This is a genomic window from Natrinema sp. 1APR25-10V2 (assembly GCF_031626495.1).
Lineage (GTDB): Archaea > Halobacteriota > Halobacteria > Halobacteriales > Natrialbaceae > Natrinema.
In genome coordinates this window covers 94,958-111,261 of sequence record NZ_JAMQOJ010000002.1, presented here as the reverse complement: position 1 = coordinate 111,261, position 16,304 = coordinate 94,958, and the positions used below count along the sequence as shown (strand labels likewise).

The window sequence follows — 16,304 nt, the reverse complement described above, 5'->3', positions numbered from 1 at the left end:
TAGTGTTTATTTGATGCGAACCGAGTAGATCTAAACGGTTATTATGCAACCGAACGTCTGTGTGGACACACCGGAGACGAGTCGTTCCGATCCGTTATTTTCTGACCAACGAGCTTCTCTAGGTCCCTCCTCTCTCCGAAGGTGTAGCGGTTGGTTTGACCCCTTGGCCTTAGCCACACCCTCTAACCCGGAATTCGACCCGCGAGGTCCGATTCCGAGATCGGCTCAATAAGGATGACTACCAGTGGGAAACAGATTAGCCCTCCCAGCAGGTGCTGGATCCTCGGCTAACAGAATAATACTCTCGAAAATGAGAGAAAATAAGTCAGAACGAGAGTATTACCACTAATCGTGGCAGCGCTACCAGGGAGCCAGCCCGAAGCCCCGGCCTTGTTCGGTAATGATCTCACCACGGTCCCGAAGAGTCTCGAGAGCGCGGTCAACGTCGTCCGCGACCGTCGAAATGATTATCCGGAGCGTCGAGTAGTTGACCCGGTCGTCGCGATCGGCGAACTGGTCCCACGCCCCCTCGAGATCGATCTCTTCGGGATCGATGTCGCGGTTGTCGGCACCTGCTTGGTCCGCGAGTTGGCGCTCACGCTTTCGGCGGGCTGAGTCGGGATCCCAGTCAGAGCCGGCCCATCCCAGATCGAGCTTGCGGAACCGCTTGAACGATCCATCAGCCAGTTCGACACGCATGTGGAAGCCACGAGCGTTCCCATATCGTTCGACGATTGCAGTATAGGCCTCTCTCTCGAGGTTTTTCGCGTCGTCTTTGTCTGCGGCAACATAGCGCGGCTTCAACAAGGCACGACAGTCGTTGCGGGTCTCGACGATCCCGACGTCGTAGTTATTCACGAATCGGTCGAGCACGTCCGTCTGGACGTTCTGTGCGTTATCGGCGACTTGCATGACTGTCGATCCGACCGACCGCCGGAACGGCTCTTCGGCCGAACGCACGCGCTTGAGCATCGCCTGCGCTGCGTAGTCGCTCTGGATCACTAGCTCTCCATAGGTATGATCGATGAACCCCTTGAGGCGGTCGGCAATCCGAAGGACCGAAATGGTAGTGGACTTGCCACGGGTTGATCCTCAAGCCTGTAGATTTGATCAACTCGCTAAAATACTTCAGTACGAATCGGCCCTCAGTTACTTCACATAGAACTCAATCAGGACTGCCCCGACAGTACCAAACTCACCTTACCTCTCGCAGCAGCCACGGTTTCGAATCAGGATCATAGTCACTGATTTTCCCGCTGTGACTCCGTGTCTCTGCAGCGAGTACCCCGATGTGTTTGAGCTGCTGGACGAAATTGAACAACACGTTGGTTCGGATGACATCCTTCCAGATCGCCTCCTCCTCGTAGATGCGGGATATCTGGCCCGCCTCGATTAACTCGCGTGCTCGCGTCCGGCTTGCCCGCGTACAGAACGTGTTCAGGAAGACGTTCGGGTACTCGTGTACCAACCGGCGAAGCAGATCCGGGAAGTGGATCGACGGCCCCTCTTTTCGAAGCGCATCCAGCAACAACCGGAACTCCGGATGCCGCTCATAACAGTTCTGTAGCAGGATTGCAAGCGACTGGTGTTCCTCGACAACCGTCGATCGGCCAACTTCGCCTTTCACTTCATCAAGTTCCTGCAGCGTCGAAATCCCGGCGCCGCGAAGCACCGTTGCTGCGAGTTCCCCCTGATCAGTGAGGGTATACCGATCGTCGCGTTGGAGGAGTCCGAGCGACAGCGCACTCTGCCGTGCGCTTTTCCCAGCGCCGAACTCGTACTCGTCTGCAAGCACATCCACGAGTTCGTCGCCGGCCAACGGGCCGTGTTGCTCAATTGCGACGACCGGAGCGAGATAGTTTAGTGGCTGGGCAAGTGACAGACTCGCAATATCGCCGCTAATATCGCTCCGACGAAGCCGAACGGAGAGCTGCCCCTCAATATCGACGACCTGTTCGTGGGATTCAGAGGTCGGTGGACTCGACCAGCGTGTCACACCACTCTCACCAGCGCCGATCACACCCACTCCTTTCGACCGAAGCAAATCGGTGTGTTGTGTGACGACATCCTCAGCAGCTGCAAGATACGACACGTGCGCGCCCTGCTGGTACGTGAGCGCCTGCCCGATCCCACGGAGCAACCCGCTCGACCCCTTCACTTCGACGGCGAACACGCGGTCCGCATTCGTGAACCCAAGGACGTCCGGATACCGACCACCGATCGTGATCTGATGTGATTCACACCGGTCCAGCACGTCCGCATACGTCTGTTCGTGTGCGCCGGGCACATGGACAAGCGGTTGGTAGCCGCGGGACTCCAGTTCGTCGACAACGTGCCCGAAAACAGCCGGTTCATCCATCTTGGTCACCCATTTGATGCTGGTTCCGTTTGAATGTATGCCAAGTATAAAGCACGCAACTCCAACCATCCTATCTCTCGGTTCGTGCTCCACTCACACCCACTCGAGCGTCGCGTTATGCCGAGCAACGTATTCAGGATCAACGGCCCCGTCGGGCAACGACACTTGCTCGCAAGCACGATCAAGGATTTGGCCGTCGCCTGAACAGAGAAGCTATCGAAATTCCATATATCGCAACTAATCTTGCTCTGCTTCAGATAAGATGGGATTCCACAGCAACCAGTAAACAGGATTTATGGTAAGTTGCTGTGACGTGTTATAGAAGAATGACGGACGATCGTCGGATGTCTACTGCACGGTTCTATGGCGATCTTGACGACCGAGCCGACATCTTGGCTGAGTTACTCTCGTTTCTCGAGGCAGGTAGCGAAGACTCACAGGGCGTTCCTCGAGACAACGTCATAGACTGGATCGTCTCCAAGACGAATGCTGAAAATCCCGATGCGATCGAACGACGCCTACAATTTCTCGAGCAATTAGACCTAATCGAAAGCGAGAATAATGCGTACAGCTGTACTCGAATTGGACGGTGCTACTTCGAAGAGCAAGACCCAGTCATACTCTACAATGCCCTTCGAACCACCGTCAAAGGCTTCGACACGATCCTCGCTGCACTCAGCGCTGAACCGAAAACCGATGAGGACCTCATGGAGGTGCTCGTGGAAACCTTCGAGGAGTGTCAGATGCAAACGCCCGGTGTCGCGAGCCGCCACCGTGAATGGCTACAGATGGCCGGCTACGTTGACCGAACTGATGATCAGAACCACCTCACAGCGGCCGGCGAAACAGTCGCCGAGCAACTACATGGGGTTTCAACTGTCGAGTTGGAGTCCGACGCTGTCTATGAACGCCGCGAATTGCACGCGAAGTATGGTGGCAGCATCCAGGGAGGAATCGCTCCCTCGAGGGACGAACCAGTCGTCTTTCTCTTCAGCGGTGGCACCGGCGAAGACCACGGCTATCAAGACGAACTCCGCTCAGATGGTACCGTTGTCTACACTGGCGAAGGCCAAGTCGGCGACATGGAGATGGTTCGGGGCAACCGGGCTATTAGAGATCATCTCGAGGACGGCCGAGAGTTGCATTTTTTCGTGATGGAAGACGGCGGCGTGCGCTACATCGGTCAGTACCTCTATGCTGGCCACTTTTATGAGGAACTCCCTGATTCGGAGGGCAACACACGAAGTGCAATCCGCTTTCTCTTGGCCCCCATTCGAGACGAGGAACTCCCGGCTGGACATACCACTCGAGACAGTGCTGATTCTTCCTCCATCCAGACGGGAGCGAATTCGAACCTGCAACAATTTGCTGATCCCTCGGTGTACCAAGTCCCAATCAAGACAGGCGATGGGCCGATCCGGACGAATTTCGAGCGGACCATTCTTGAAGACGTTCCCCGTGACCAAATCTCCGACATCCACGAACTGCCAATCGACGAGACCGGGCTTCGCGTATGGGGCAACCAAGAAGACGAACCGGCTGATGAGGGCGATTACCTCCTGTTCGCTGATCGAGAGGGACGGCATGGCGGATCATATACGCTCCTTGCTCGGATCGCCTCTGCCACAGTGTTAGATGACGATGCAGCAGCCCAGTTCACTGACGCAGTCGGCTGGGGTGATGTGACCGACCAGATCTTCCCGCATATCATGTTCCTCCAGCCGATCTACGAGGCCGAACTCGATCGAGAGCAGTTCTGGGAACTGCTCGGCTTCAAGGGATGGCCCAATGATACGTTCAGTGCGATCAATTTCGACCGGCGTGGCTCACAGTTCTACGACGAGTACGAGTCTGTCAACCAGTTCATCGAGGAGATTCAGGGCGAACAGCTCTATCCGGGAGAGACTGCCGGAGAATACGAGTCATTGGACGCGACCCTCGAGGATATTCGCAATCGCCTCTTTGATGAGAACAAAACGTGGTTCCAAACGCGGATCGGTGACTCCTTCATCGAAGAGTGGTCCGAGGCGCTCGAGGGGTTCAGACCAGGTGACACGGTACCTCCCTCGACCGCTGCGAAGTTCGCGCAGCTTCAAACGGTATACCGAACGCTGGAAGCAGATTTAGCGGACAAGGCTACAGAACTCGGGACTGGAACACTCGATTCGTTGTCTGCAGCCCAGACCCTTCTCTTGGGATGGATTCGCTTGCGCCAGAACGAATTAGAGAGTGCTGGCGGAATGCTCAACCAGCCCCAATTCAACAGTATCCTCAACGACGCGTACGAGGTGGCCGATCCAGATCACGATCAACCAGCGGATGAACCAGACCACCCGCTTACGACGCATCTCCAGGAGGCGGAGCCGACTGTCTACAAGTTTACCGCGCCGCCTGATTACTGGCTCACGGCCATCGAATACAGGTCGCTCTCGTTCGAGCCAGAACATCGCAATCGCTGGGAGCAACTCGAGAAGGGTGACGTAGGGATACTCCACTCACGGGCTGAGCCTGGCAACGAGGAGTATGGCTCTCAACCCAGTGGTGTCATCGGTGCCGTGATTTTCGGCGAAACGACGGAGAAATCCGAGCCGTGGTGGTGGGAGGAACTCGAAGGAGGAGCGGACTTCTCGATGATCGCCAGCTTCGATCGGCTCTTCCTCACTAGTGATATCGACGCCATCGATTTCAGCCAAGGAATCACCGCCAAAGAGACGACACAAGTAGACCAAGAACTGACTGCATTGACGGCAAATTGCGTGTCGATTGAGAAGGCCAATCAGCTCTGTGCGGGCGTCTCTGGGAAAGAGTTTCCCGCGCAATCGATGTATGGAACCTTCCGGGCCGATGACGGTGCGGTCGATTACGAGCGTCCCACCGTGTTAATCGAGGCGATGGCCAACGATCTGCGAGACGTCTCGCCGATCAATCCACACCAACCCCTCGAGTGCACGCTCCCAGCAGACATCCTCGAGGAACTTCACTTCGAAGACGGACGCGGTGAGCAAATCCTCGAGCAGATCGCGACAGCACTGCAGTCCGGCAAACACGTGTTACTGACTGGACCGCCGGGAACAGGGAAAACGGAGATTGCTGAACGCGTCTGCGAATACCTCGTCGAGCAGCGGCCATCCCTCTATACGGATTTCGAGATGACGACGGCGACCGCCGACTGGTCGACGTTCGATACCGTTGGCGGGTATATGCCGAACGAATCCGGTGACAACGGTGGCGACCTTACCTTCACGCCTGGGATCGTTCTCAATCGTCTCAAGGACATCGAGACCGGTACCCAGTCGAACGAACTCATCGTCATCGACGAGCTCAACCGGGCAGATATCGACAAGGCGTTCGGCCAACTCTTTACGCTCTTATCTGGGCAATCGGTCCAACTACCGTACACAATCGAGGGCCGGGAAGTCGAGTTGACCAGCTACGACGAGGTTGTGGGGGCAGCGGAAGTACACCAGTACGTCGTTCCCAACTCGTGGCGGATCTTCGCGACGATGAACGCCTACGACAAGACGTCATTGTACGAGATGAGTTACGCGTTCATGCGACGATTTGCGTTCGTCCGAGTACCCGCACCTGACCTGCCAGACGGCACTGATGGCGAGCGAACAGTCGAAGACGTCGTCCTCGAGTACGCTGAGACGTGGGACCTCGAGGTATCCCGACCGAAGGCCTGGGCAGTCGGCCGAGTGTGGCAAGCGACCAACCAGGCGGTAGACGAGCGAGCGATCGGCCCGGCAATCATCGAAGACGTCCTCCGGTACGTGAACCACCATCCGGAAGCCGACCTTGAGTATCATCTCACTCAGGCAGTCATCAGCTACATTTTCCCGCAGTTAGAGGGCGTTCCGAAACGAGAGAAGATCGTTCGGAAGCTCGCAGCCGTCGACGAGACCGAGGCTGAGTTGCTCGAAGCAGCAGCCCGAGAGATGCTCCAAGTGACCCTGGCTACGAATGAATAAGGACGACCTCCTCGGGCAGCTCACTGAGGACATCCTCGCCTACGCGATGCACGGCTCCTTTCCGGAGCAAGAGCTTGCCCGATCGATCAAGCCCGAGCAGTTAGACGAGCGGTTCGAGGAGTACGAGTTGCTTCTGGATCTCCACTTTATCCTCCAGGATGACGTCGTCGACTTCTTCAGAGAACTGCCGGCGCATCTTCGCAGTATCCGCACTGAGACCCAGACGACGTCTCGAACGCGGCGAGGGACAGTGGATGGACGCATCAACTGGGGCAAGACTATCAAGAAGCGGTATGCAGAGCATCCACGCGACCGGTCGCTCTTCGTTTGTGAGAACCGATCCGAGGACTATGACATCCCTGAGAATATTGTTTTGAAACGGCTGATCTCCGTCGTCCATCAAACCGTTCGAGAGGCCGAGGAATACCTTCGAGGAGATTACGAATGGGTCAGTGAGACGTGGAAGGGAAGTGAGGATTTGGTTGATGAATTACAGCGTATCGTCGAACGGAACGTGCATGTCCGGCGGATTCGCGAGCCCGATACCTACGAGCCAACCGAGCGGATGCTAACGACGGCTGCGAATTCGCGGCATAAGGTGTATCGGCAGGCGGCGTCATTGCTTCGCTCTCGGGAGCGGTTGTTCCGAGGTGAGCCGGCCGCGATTCGGGCGTTGCTTGAGGAGACTGCTATCGCCCCGGATGACCAGGACACGTTGTTCGAGTTGTACGTTCTCTTCCGGTTCGTGGCGACCCTCGAGGAGATGCGGGAGACGCAGCCAGAGTTTAAGACGATCGCCACGGATCGGCAAGAACTCGCGCGGTTTGCGGGAGAGAAAGAGATCGTACTCTACCACGATAACTCGGCCCGAGACCGTGAGTTATCGTTTGTCGCCGTTCCTGACGACGAGAACGAGGAGTTGTCTCGGACGGATAAGGTGCAAGTTACCGCTCAGGAGATCGCCGGCAACTACTTCGGGAAAGAGTATCAGAATCACACCGGCCGGCCCGACGTGATCGTCCTCGAGATTATCTCGGAAGACGAGAACGAACACGAGTATCTGATCGTCGAGGTGAAAAACAGTACGCGAGAAGAGACGGTTCGTCAGGGGATCAAGGAGACGCTTGAGTATCTCGCGTTTTTGCGGGTGAACGACGAATTTGTGTTTGGGGGTGATGGTGGAGAGTACTTCGGATCTGGATGGAATGGGATGTTGGTTGTGCAGGATCTTGATCGAGAGACGGCGACTGTAGAGGAACAGGCAGATCGTGAGATTGCTATTCTGCAGGCTTCTGAGTTGGAGGATGAGTTAGCGTCGGTTCTGCGGAATATCGTATAATCACCAGAGTGGTCTACAATGAGGCCTCTAATTCAGAATATGATAGGCTTGCGCAGGATTATTTTACCAGTTCAGCCATATTCTACCTCAAAAAGAGGCCAGTCGTGACGTTATGCTCGATGCAGACCGTGCCCAAAGAATCATCCAGTATTTACGGAAATACGAGTACGCGAGTATTCTCCATACCGCTGTTGAACTCATCTGGCACAGCGGAATGAGACGAGGAGCGGCTCACTCCCTGGACGTTGACGACTACCACCCTGAAGACCGTTACCTCAAGCTCAAGCACCGACCATATACAGATACACCGTAAAGACCTCTGTACTATTCTGGACGACTGGATATCTCTCCAACGACCAGATGTCACAGATGACTACGGACGCGAACCACTCCTAGCCACAGCGCAAGGTCGGGTCCACCCTGTAACCTTGCAGAAGTACTGCTACGCTGTGACGCGACCCTGCTTCCTTGGCAAGGAGTGCCCTCATGATACAGACCCTGAGTCATGTGATGCAGCAGAGACCAGAGGCGGCGCGAGTAAGTGCCCCAGCAGCGTCAGCACGCACGCTTTACGACGAGGTGCACTCATGCATTGGTTGAGCCAGGACTGGCAGGTCGAGCACGTCAGCGTCCGAGCCGATGTCTCTCCAGGCGTACTAGAGCAACACTACAATAGGAGAAGTGAACTAGAGAAGATGGAACAACGGAGACAGAATCTGAATAACCTTTAACCGAATCGGAGTATATTGATGGGGTTAATATTTATACTATATTTAGTCTAGTCTTCTATATTTGTCCGCCACCTCCTCATATAATTCATCAATTTCTTCTCGGAATGTATGGAGTTCTTCCATTTCTTCTTGCGTCTGCTCTTCCATGACTTCAAGTGTATTTTTAAAGAATCTTTCGACATTTGGCCAGTCGTTTAATATCCATTCTACTGGATCTAAATAGGGTTTCTCAATATGACCAAAGTGCTGTTCGAAATCTCGGTCGGCATCCTTTCGATGGAGGTCGTCCACCATTATAACTAAAGATGCAGAATCTTCTAATCTGGACACTCTCGCCTGCAAAGGAAGTGTATTTTCATGTTGAACATAGTGACGCAAGCCAATAACCGTTCTAGATATCTTCTTGCTTAGATATTCATCCTTTACATCCTGGAGGTCTTGTCTAAATGATTTTCCTACGCCGTTTTGAAGGGTGAGTTGTTGTTGATGAAGAGTGTAAAGACCCGAAAGATAATGATGGAGTCGTCGTTCAACTTCAAACACATATCCTTGAGTTTCTAGTTGCTGGGCTCTTTCCGTAGCATGTGGAACATCTGCCTCAGAAATTTCCCGCAAATCTTTATAATCATTTGACAATGTTCTAAATCGCCATATGAATTTTAATTTCTCATCAAGTATCTCTCTTCCTTCATGATTTCTAACCTTATCGAAGACAGTCTCACCGTTGGGCATAGCAGACGGTTTGATATCAACAAAAATAAATTGTTGGGAAAGAGAATCTCTGTCACCCATGTCAAAGATAATTGAAAGTAGATTCCGGGTTTTCAATTTTGATAATGATGACATACAACTTAATGACCTTGCAGGCGGCGAGCTCCCTGTCTACGTGAATCGACAACATGAACAGTATAGTACGACACTTCAATCCAAAATAGAGGAGCTGGAACCAGGAAACGTCATAGAAGCAGAAATCAAAAGTGAATCTATAACACAGCAAGACGACACGTGGATATTCATCGATCTGGAGGTGACCGATGAAACGCGTTTCCACTTCATAGAAAATGCTGACAATCATACCTCACACGCAGAAGTACTAGCGGAAAAGGCCCAGAAAGTAGATGGAGTAACACGCAAGGGAATTTCTTCAAATGGAGATAGAATCGGGTTTTTAACAGCCTCTCCAGATAAAGGAGAGAAATTCTGGCGTAGATTACAAGACGGACTTAATTCGCACGAATATGATTTAAGAAATCTAGAAGAAATCGATGAACCGCCTTACGAAGTCATATATACACGCACATCAGATGAAAAGAGTATGATATTTTATCACTTTTCGAACAGAGACACAAAGCCTGCAAAGGCAGTTCTATCTGCTAATAGTTAAAACGCGGAAAGAAGGGCCTATTAATGGTCTGTCCGACCCACCTCGAAAACCTCTACGGAAGACGCTCAAAATGAGAGAAGATAGAGCGACGGAGGCAAAATTTCGACAAGCTATAGGCAGTCAGATGGCTTACTCCACAGTCCTGAAAATAGGGCTATTTCGCTGCGGTTCAACTCCAACAGGATAAAATCTACTGTATGGCACTATTTCGACACCGTCCGTGGTGTCCCCGAGCTCAACCCAACAGCTCTAGCGATCGTGTTCATCCTGTTGTATGTGATGTTCGCACCCACGGATTGATCACGAATAATCGGAACATCTGCGTGTTCTGAACGTTCCAAGTGTTCTGTGTGTATCGAATCGTTTGGGTCTCCCATATTGGAAGCCGCTGTGCGAGGCGTACTCCTTTTAATTAAAATGAACGGTTTTATCGGCAGAATGACTATAGAGCCTTAGCAGGTAGTGAACCTGCATGTTCGACAACAGCTTTGAACTGCACTTCACGTACGAGAAAACCACGCCGTCAACTGAACAGGAATACGACTTCTCCCACTCCGAAAGTTGTGGAGTACTCCCATGGAACAACAAGGAAGCAAAAGCAACAGCTGACGGGATTAACTCGCTAAGAGAGTTCTGTAACGACAATCCTGACCATCCATTCTGCGAGAAGGATTGGCTATAGAAACTGATCCATCGTCTTTTGTTGTACGTCGCCCTTCTTCCAGCGAATTATACTAATAACCACAAATGCTCTAGGCTGATTCTTTAAATTTCCTATAAAGAAATAGTTCCTGTAGTCATCATCGAATAACCGAAGGTTATCAATCACCTGTTCTGGATTGTCCGGCTCCTGATCCCAGAACCGGTAGACTCCCCACTCAATAGTGTGCTGATCGTGAGTTCCCTTCGCCACACAGTCCTTACAGGTGTACTCAATCCGAAGTTTGTGCGGGTAGGACTTCTTCGATCGGAGTTCGGCACCAGTGAGATCAGTGGCGATAGGCTCTGGATTGTCGATTGGTTCAAGATACGCATCATGGATTTCCGCAGGCTCGACCAACCCCATGCTCTTTTTCTCGTCGTTGAGGCGGTTCGCGCAAGACTTCGGAATGCGTTTTGTCAACTCGATCCGCTTCTGACGGTCGAGTCGTTCCATCTGTTCGACTTTCTTATACAGATTGTCCCAATCGCGCTTTGACCCCTGAATTTTCCAGCTTTCGTCTCGCCAATCGTGTGACGGATCTTGTTCGACAGGGACTTTGATCACGTTCCAGCGTTTCGCATGAGTCGTGTACCGATGTGTCGGGTATATTCGCACAAACCCCTTTGTATCAGACCAGCCACCAAGGCAAACAGTGTGCCGACCATCACTGATGAGCTCCGGCCCTGCCCTCCCCAAGACCACTAAATCGTCGATGACATCTGTGGTAATGTCACCTGACTTCGAGTCGGTTCCCATTGCCTCTATTACTTATCAGAGCGACCATATAAAGTGCCATGGTGTAAACGACATATCGAATTCAGAATTACACTTTCACTTCCGCTCTGCACGAAGCCAGCATGTAAGGATTTAAACCATCTGACTGAATTGATTCACCTATGAAGGTCAGCGTCGAGAGTGTCAAACTTCCGGATTTCCAGATTCGTGAGGAGTTAGATGAGGAGCACGTCGCAGAGATTCGGGAGAGTTTCAAAGAAGATGGTCAGTGGAACCCAATCATTGTGCGGCCGCTGAATGGGACGAGGAACGCGGAATACGAAGTAGTTTCAGGCGCTCACCGACTGAGTGCTGCGAGAGATCTTGATTGGGCAGAGATAGACGCGATCGTGAAGGATCTGGCAGATGCCGATGCTCGTGGTCTCGCAATCAAAACCAACCGAATGCAGAAGGAGATGAAAGATGAGGAGGTTGGTGAACTCTGTAAAGAACTCTACAACGAGTATGGTCTTGACGAAGAGGAGATCGGAGAAATCACGGGCATGTCGCCTCGTACGGTGCAGGACAAGATCACGCTCGTGATGGATCTTGCCGATCCGGTCTATGAGTTAGTGAAATCCGGCGATCTCGCAGCTCGTAAAGGACTGGTTGTTGCGACACTTCCGAAAGACGATCAGATGCGGTTCGTTGAGATGATGCAGGAAGAAGGGTGGAGCCGTGACGAGGCTCGTAATCAACTTGACCGCTTCCAGAACGATACGGTGGTTACTGTTGGATACAGCGGAAAGGACTTCGATGAACTCGTAGACGAACTAAAGGCGAAAGACGTCGAAGTGCTTGTGGACGTTCGCGCGTCTGGCGAGTCGATGTACAAGCCCAATTTCAACACTGACGTTCTTGAAAACCAGTTCGAAAACATCGACGAGATCGATTACGTCCACCGACCGGACTTTGGCGTCCCGCAGCTGATGGTCGAACCATACAAGGAACAAGCAATCGGTCACAACTGTTTCCGTGACTGGTACAACTGGCACATCCGCAGTGAGGAAGATAAGCTAGAAGAGTTTGCTGACTTCCTGAAAGACGCTGGGAAACCCGCCCTCATGTGTATCGAGGAGTTCCCAGAACCCGAAGGCGATCAGCACCACTACTGCCACCGCCACCACCTCGCAAACGAACTCATCGAAGAAGACTACTTCCGCCACCGGCAGGACATCTAAGAGCGGTTCCTAGCTCGTTTCATCCATTAATTGTTTTTCAATTGGGGCAAGCAGCACCAGATATTGAATATTGAAGTACCAGGGAGTCAGATTCGGATGTAGCGAATGTATCTTGTGGATCTAGAGAAGAAAACCGATGTTGCTCCCAATCTCACTCGGCTTGTCTCCGACATCTCTGCTGCGTGTGAACACCTCTACGAGGAGATGAATCAATCCGAGAGTCTATGGATATTCGCACCTTCCGAAGATTTCAGCAGCGAGTACTGGCCAGTCGCAATGGCCGTTGCAGATGGTATCAGAGAACGATCCCCCTTTACTCTAAAGAACGTGATCAGTCGGCACACTGATCCAACTTCTTTTCGAAACTTCGCGAATACCTACGAAGAAATCCTATTCTTGGTGAAGGATAAGAGTGAATACTACTTTAACAAAGATCCAATTCGGGTTGATCACGCCTACGAAGGTAACGAGTGGGGTGAACGAGCCAAGGGGCAAAGCGCGTACCATGATCATCAGGTGCGACGGTATAACCCAGATGGGAAAGATCCCGGGAACGTGTGGTTAGCTGAGGATCGAACGGAAACTGCTGATGCAACAGTTGATCGGACCGAATCCTTGCCCCGTCCTGAAGCGGTAATGCGGTGTGTTCGTGCTGGGTCTCGAGAGAAGGAAACTGTGCATGTAGCTGGATTCGACGGCTCAATTGTCGAACTTATCGAGGAAGAGCGTGAGTGTAGGCACCTATCGTTAGATGAACTTGTTAAAGAACAACGATGACATCGCTATCTGATTTCACTGGTTTAGAGGTCCATTGGGGTAGTAGCGAAGATCTCTCTGCTGTTGAACCAGGGAGCGTCCAATCCGTTATCACCTCCCCACCGTATTGGGACTTAAAAGACTATGGGCATGACGAGCAGATTGGAACTACTGATGAGTCCTATGAGCGGTACTTAGATCGGTTAGAGCAGGTTATCGATGAGTGCTATCAGTGCCTCTGCGACGATGGTACAATGTGGGTTGTTGTTGATTCCTTCATTGAGCGGGGAGACACGAAGTTGTTGCCGTATCACGTTGCTGAGCGTGCACGTGATTGTGGGTTCCTGCTGCAAAATATGATTGTCTGGTACAAGCCGACAGCTATTGCAGGAATCAATGATAGGACTGTCGTGAATAAGAAGGAGTATATTGTATTTCTATCGAAGTCAGAGAGTTATTCGTTATACCCGGAAATCACGGATAACATGGGTGATGAAGATCCAGCGAAGATCACGGCAGATGTTCTGGGCACGATTTGGCGGCACCCAGTTAAGCGTGGAAGCCTCGGCCAGAACGTACTGCATAAAGCACCGTTCCCAACCTCTCTCGCGAAGCGAATAGTGGAGGTGTCCACTGAACCAGGCGATACCGTACTCGATCCCTTCTTCGGGAGCGGAACGACAGCATATGCAGCGTTATCTGAAAACAGACGATGTATTGGGTACGAAATTAATCAGGAGTTTGAGTCTGTGATCTCGTCTCGATTGGTCGATTTGCAGCAATCAACATTACCGGCGTATTCCCAGGACTGAGATCACATCCCGATGGTTGCTGCTTAGTTTTTACTTGCTCGCCGCCGTAGAGTCTGTATGGGAGACGACCGCATCCATGAGGGGAAACGTTTCGATGAAGCCCCTCCGCATTGGTCGCAGGTAGTTGCGGATCAGAGTACAGAACAGTCGATATATCATGTCGGTGGTTCTGGCCAGTACGTGGCTGTTGAAAATGTAGATTCATCTGCTCTTCGAGTCGCAGAAGTCGGTGAACTCGTTGTCGCTACTGAACTGGATCAGGATGCGATTCGTGAGGGATGCAACGAATTGGGGTTGGGTGATGATGCGGTAGAGGCGATAGCGGATTGGTATGCAGAACAGGCGAGAGGGACAGTTGAACTAGAGTTAGAACGTGTAAAGGAGGGTAGCGATGTTGTGACTGCACGAGACGGAGTAGTGGCGTTCACAGAGTACCATGAACCGGAGCAGTACCAGGAGATCGTTCGGGCTCTCAACCTAGATGTTGGTAATGGGGAGCTCGGCCAAGCACTCCCGCTCGAAGCGATGGGCAACGGTGGCGGATCTGATGACGATTGGGTTACAACAGTCCAAGTGGAGTAGTCAGAAGCGCTGACTTCGGTTATTGAATTTCCAATTCGTACCCACAGTCCGGGCATTCTTCGTCTACGATCGTGATTTCGGCATCACAGGTCGGACAGTATTCTCGGTAGCAGGCTCGATCTCCCATGCAGTGTGTTTGTACGTTCCTCGGAAAGAAACTTTGGCTGCCCAAAATGGGCTTTCTCGTAGAATATTGAATATTACTGGACATTGAACAGGAATCTACTACTATAACACATTTTGCTGCTGAGGGGTACAAGGATAAAACCTACACAGAACTCATTTAAGGGTTGTTAACCAAATTACGAGAGTCTGATGACATCTACCGAGGCGACCACTTTAGAAGACGTAGTGATTTTAGGTCGTGCAGCGCCTGAAACCATCAGTGGAGGGAGACAAACCGTATGTACGGGTGCATGGTCAGAGCACCGAGGATTCATCCGTCTATACCCGATCGACCCTCAATCCGACTTATTTAATCGGTGGGATGTTATCGATGTTGAGGTACGACGAAACCCACAAGATACCCGTGTAGAAAGTTGGAAATTAGCTCGGCCAGATCAAGAATCGTGCGTCACGAAAACAGGCGAATTCCCGCGTGAGCGTCGAGCAACACTCCTATATCATTTAGAAGACGACTGCGTGAAAGATATCAATGACGCGCGCCGCAGTCTGGGCATCATTCGACCAGAATCCATCGATGGTTTCGAATTCCGCTCATGGGAGAAAGACGACAACACTGTACAATCCCAACTGTTCGAAGATATGGGTGAGTGGCGACCCGACAGCCGGGATGACTTCGGTCATGAGATCCGCATCGAATTCACATGTGGTGGGTGTGAAACCAAGCAAGGGTACCACAATAAAACGCTGTTAGAGTGGGGTGCGTATCTTGCGAAGGCGAAAAACCATCTTCAAAACGAAGACGAACTTGAACCGTTCTATAACCTTCGCGATGACGACTACCGGCATTGGATATTCGTAGGAAACCAAGCAAATCAGCGCACGTCCTTCATCGCGATTAACCTAATCTGGATGAAGGCCGATCATCCCATTCATGATACGCTCGAGGAATACCGGAAAGTACCGGATGACTTTGACCCAGAGGACGTTTGACCCCTCGTGTTAGTGCGTTGGGTGAAAAAGAGGATTCACACCGGTTTTATACACCCAACGACGATAGCGACCAGCTAGTATGCCATCTTTTCCTTGAGTCGCAGAGAGAACCGATATACAAAGATCCCAGAGTATGTTTGGACTGTAATGAGACCAGCGTTCTAATATTGTATTATTACTAGCGAATCTCATGACAGAGGAAGCCTGTGTAATGAACTCCCGCAAGTTGAGAAGGTATTATTTAAAAGGAATCTGACGTCGTCTGTTGATTAATTTATTTTGCTAACTTCCATAGAAGAGCGTTCCCAACTTTTTGACTAGTGACTTTACCTTCTTCTTCTAGTGATTGGAGTTTAAGATATGCAGTCCGACGATCACAGCCGACAAAATCCGAAACGTCGGTCGTTCCGGTAGATCCGAGTTCTTCAAGAGCATGAATAAAATCCTCCTGAGGATATTCCTCAGTAAATTTCCCACTTTCTTCGTCACGATCCCTGTCGTCCATATCGGCGATATTGCTGCCACATCACTAATGACTGCTGGGAGCCGATCCATTAGTCGAACAGCCAAAGGTTTATACCATTAGACGTTCGACT

The 16,304-nt window shown here is 51.6% G+C and carries 14 protein-coding genes; 9 read left to right on the top strand and 5 right to left on the bottom strand.

What is annotated here, in order from left to right; translation table 11 throughout:
- Positions 1-360 precede the first annotated feature (360 nt).
- Together NDO75_RS06340 and NDO75_RS06335 are read right to left on the bottom strand one after the other, a co-directional pair.
- Positions 361-1,002, bottom strand: coding sequence for a hypothetical protein (locus NDO75_RS06340; RefSeq protein ID WP_310905300.1), 642 nt, complete (start codon positions 1,000-1,002; stop codon positions 361-363).
- 193 nt (positions 1,003-1,195) lie between these two features.
- The gene (locus tag NDO75_RS06335; protein WP_310905299.1) at positions 1,196-2,428 is read right to left on the bottom strand and encodes a hypothetical protein; all 1,233 of its coding nucleotides are present in this window, start codon (positions 2,426-2,428) and stop codon (positions 1,196-1,198) included.
- Positions 2,429-2,685: 257 nt separating this feature from the next.
- On the opposite strand from NDO75_RS06335, the gene NDO75_RS06330 reads away from it, so the two are divergent.
- Both NDO75_RS06330 and NDO75_RS06325 read left to right on the top strand, forming a co-directional pair.
- The gene (locus NDO75_RS06330) at positions 2,686-6,330 is read left to right on the top strand and encodes an AAA family ATPase (RefSeq protein WP_310905298.1); all 3,645 of its coding nucleotides are present in this window, start codon (positions 2,686-2,688) and stop codon (positions 6,328-6,330) included.
- On the top strand, positions 6,323-7,669 hold the full coding sequence (locus NDO75_RS06325; protein WP_310905297.1) for a hypothetical protein: 1,347 nt from the start codon (positions 6,323-6,325) through the stop codon (positions 7,667-7,669). The genes NDO75_RS06330 and NDO75_RS06325 overlap by 8 nt, the downstream gene beginning before the upstream one ends.
- Before the next feature lie 773 nt (positions 7,670-8,442).
- On the opposite strand, the gene NDO75_RS06320 is transcribed toward NDO75_RS06325, so the two are convergent.
- Complete coding sequence (locus NDO75_RS06320; protein ID WP_310905296.1) at positions 8,443-9,192, bottom strand: hypothetical protein; 750 nt, start codon at positions 9,190-9,192, stop codon at positions 8,443-8,445.
- Here NDO75_RS06320 and NDO75_RS06315 point away from each other — a divergent pair.
- Positions 9,191-9,784, top strand: a complete 594-nt coding sequence (locus NDO75_RS06315; protein ID WP_310905295.1) for a hypothetical protein — start codon at positions 9,191-9,193, stop codon at positions 9,782-9,784. The genes NDO75_RS06320 and NDO75_RS06315 overlap by 2 nt on opposite strands.
- Before the next feature lie 472 nt (positions 9,785-10,256).
- A complete protein-coding gene (locus NDO75_RS06310; RefSeq protein ID WP_310905294.1) occupies positions 10,257-10,466 on the top strand; it encodes a hypothetical protein in 210 nt (69 codons plus the stop codon).
- Here NDO75_RS06310 and NDO75_RS06305 read toward each other — a convergent pair.
- Positions 10,461-11,243: a hypothetical protein gene (locus tag NDO75_RS06305; protein ID WP_310905293.1), complete on the bottom strand. Its 783-nt coding sequence runs from the start codon at positions 11,241-11,243 to the stop codon at positions 10,461-10,463. The genes NDO75_RS06310 and NDO75_RS06305 overlap by 6 nt on opposite strands.
- A 140-nt stretch (positions 11,244-11,383) precedes the next feature.
- Here NDO75_RS06305 and NDO75_RS06300 point away from each other — a divergent pair, with 140 nt between their 5' ends.
- The 5 genes from NDO75_RS06300 (at position 11,384) to NDO75_RS06280 (ending at position 15,708) form a co-directional block, all read left to right on the top strand.
- The gene (locus NDO75_RS06300; protein WP_310905292.1) at positions 11,384-12,442 is read left to right on the top strand and encodes a ParB/RepB/Spo0J family partition protein; all 1,059 of its coding nucleotides are present in this window, start codon (positions 11,384-11,386) and stop codon (positions 12,440-12,442) included.
- Between the two features lie 105 nt (positions 12,443-12,547).
- Positions 12,548-13,219 carry a DNA methyltransferase gene (locus NDO75_RS06295; protein WP_310905291.1) on the top strand — a complete coding sequence of 224 codons (672 nt, stop codon included), beginning with the start codon at positions 12,548-12,550 and terminating at the stop codon, positions 13,217-13,219.
- Entirely contained in the window at positions 13,216-14,010 is a 795-nt protein-coding gene (locus NDO75_RS06290) for a site-specific DNA-methyltransferase (protein ID WP_310905290.1), read from the top strand. The genes NDO75_RS06295 and NDO75_RS06290 overlap by 4 nt, the downstream gene beginning before the upstream one ends.
- 57 nt (positions 14,011-14,067) lie before the next feature.
- Positions 14,068-14,592 (top strand): hypothetical protein, encoded by a 525-nt coding sequence (locus NDO75_RS06285; protein ID WP_310905289.1) that lies wholly within the window; start codon positions 14,068-14,070, stop codon positions 14,590-14,592.
- Between the two features lie 315 nt (positions 14,593-14,907).
- Positions 14,908-15,708, top strand: a complete 801-nt coding sequence (locus tag NDO75_RS06280; protein ID WP_310905288.1) for a hypothetical protein — start codon at positions 14,908-14,910, stop codon at positions 15,706-15,708.
- A gap of 274 nt (positions 15,709-15,982) precedes the next feature.
- Here NDO75_RS06280 and NDO75_RS06275 read toward each other — a convergent pair whose 3' ends face one another.
- Positions 15,983-16,213, bottom strand: a complete 231-nt coding sequence (locus NDO75_RS06275; protein ID WP_310905287.1) for a transcriptional regulator — start codon at positions 16,211-16,213, stop codon at positions 15,983-15,985.
- Positions 16,214-16,304: the final 91 nt, after the last annotated feature.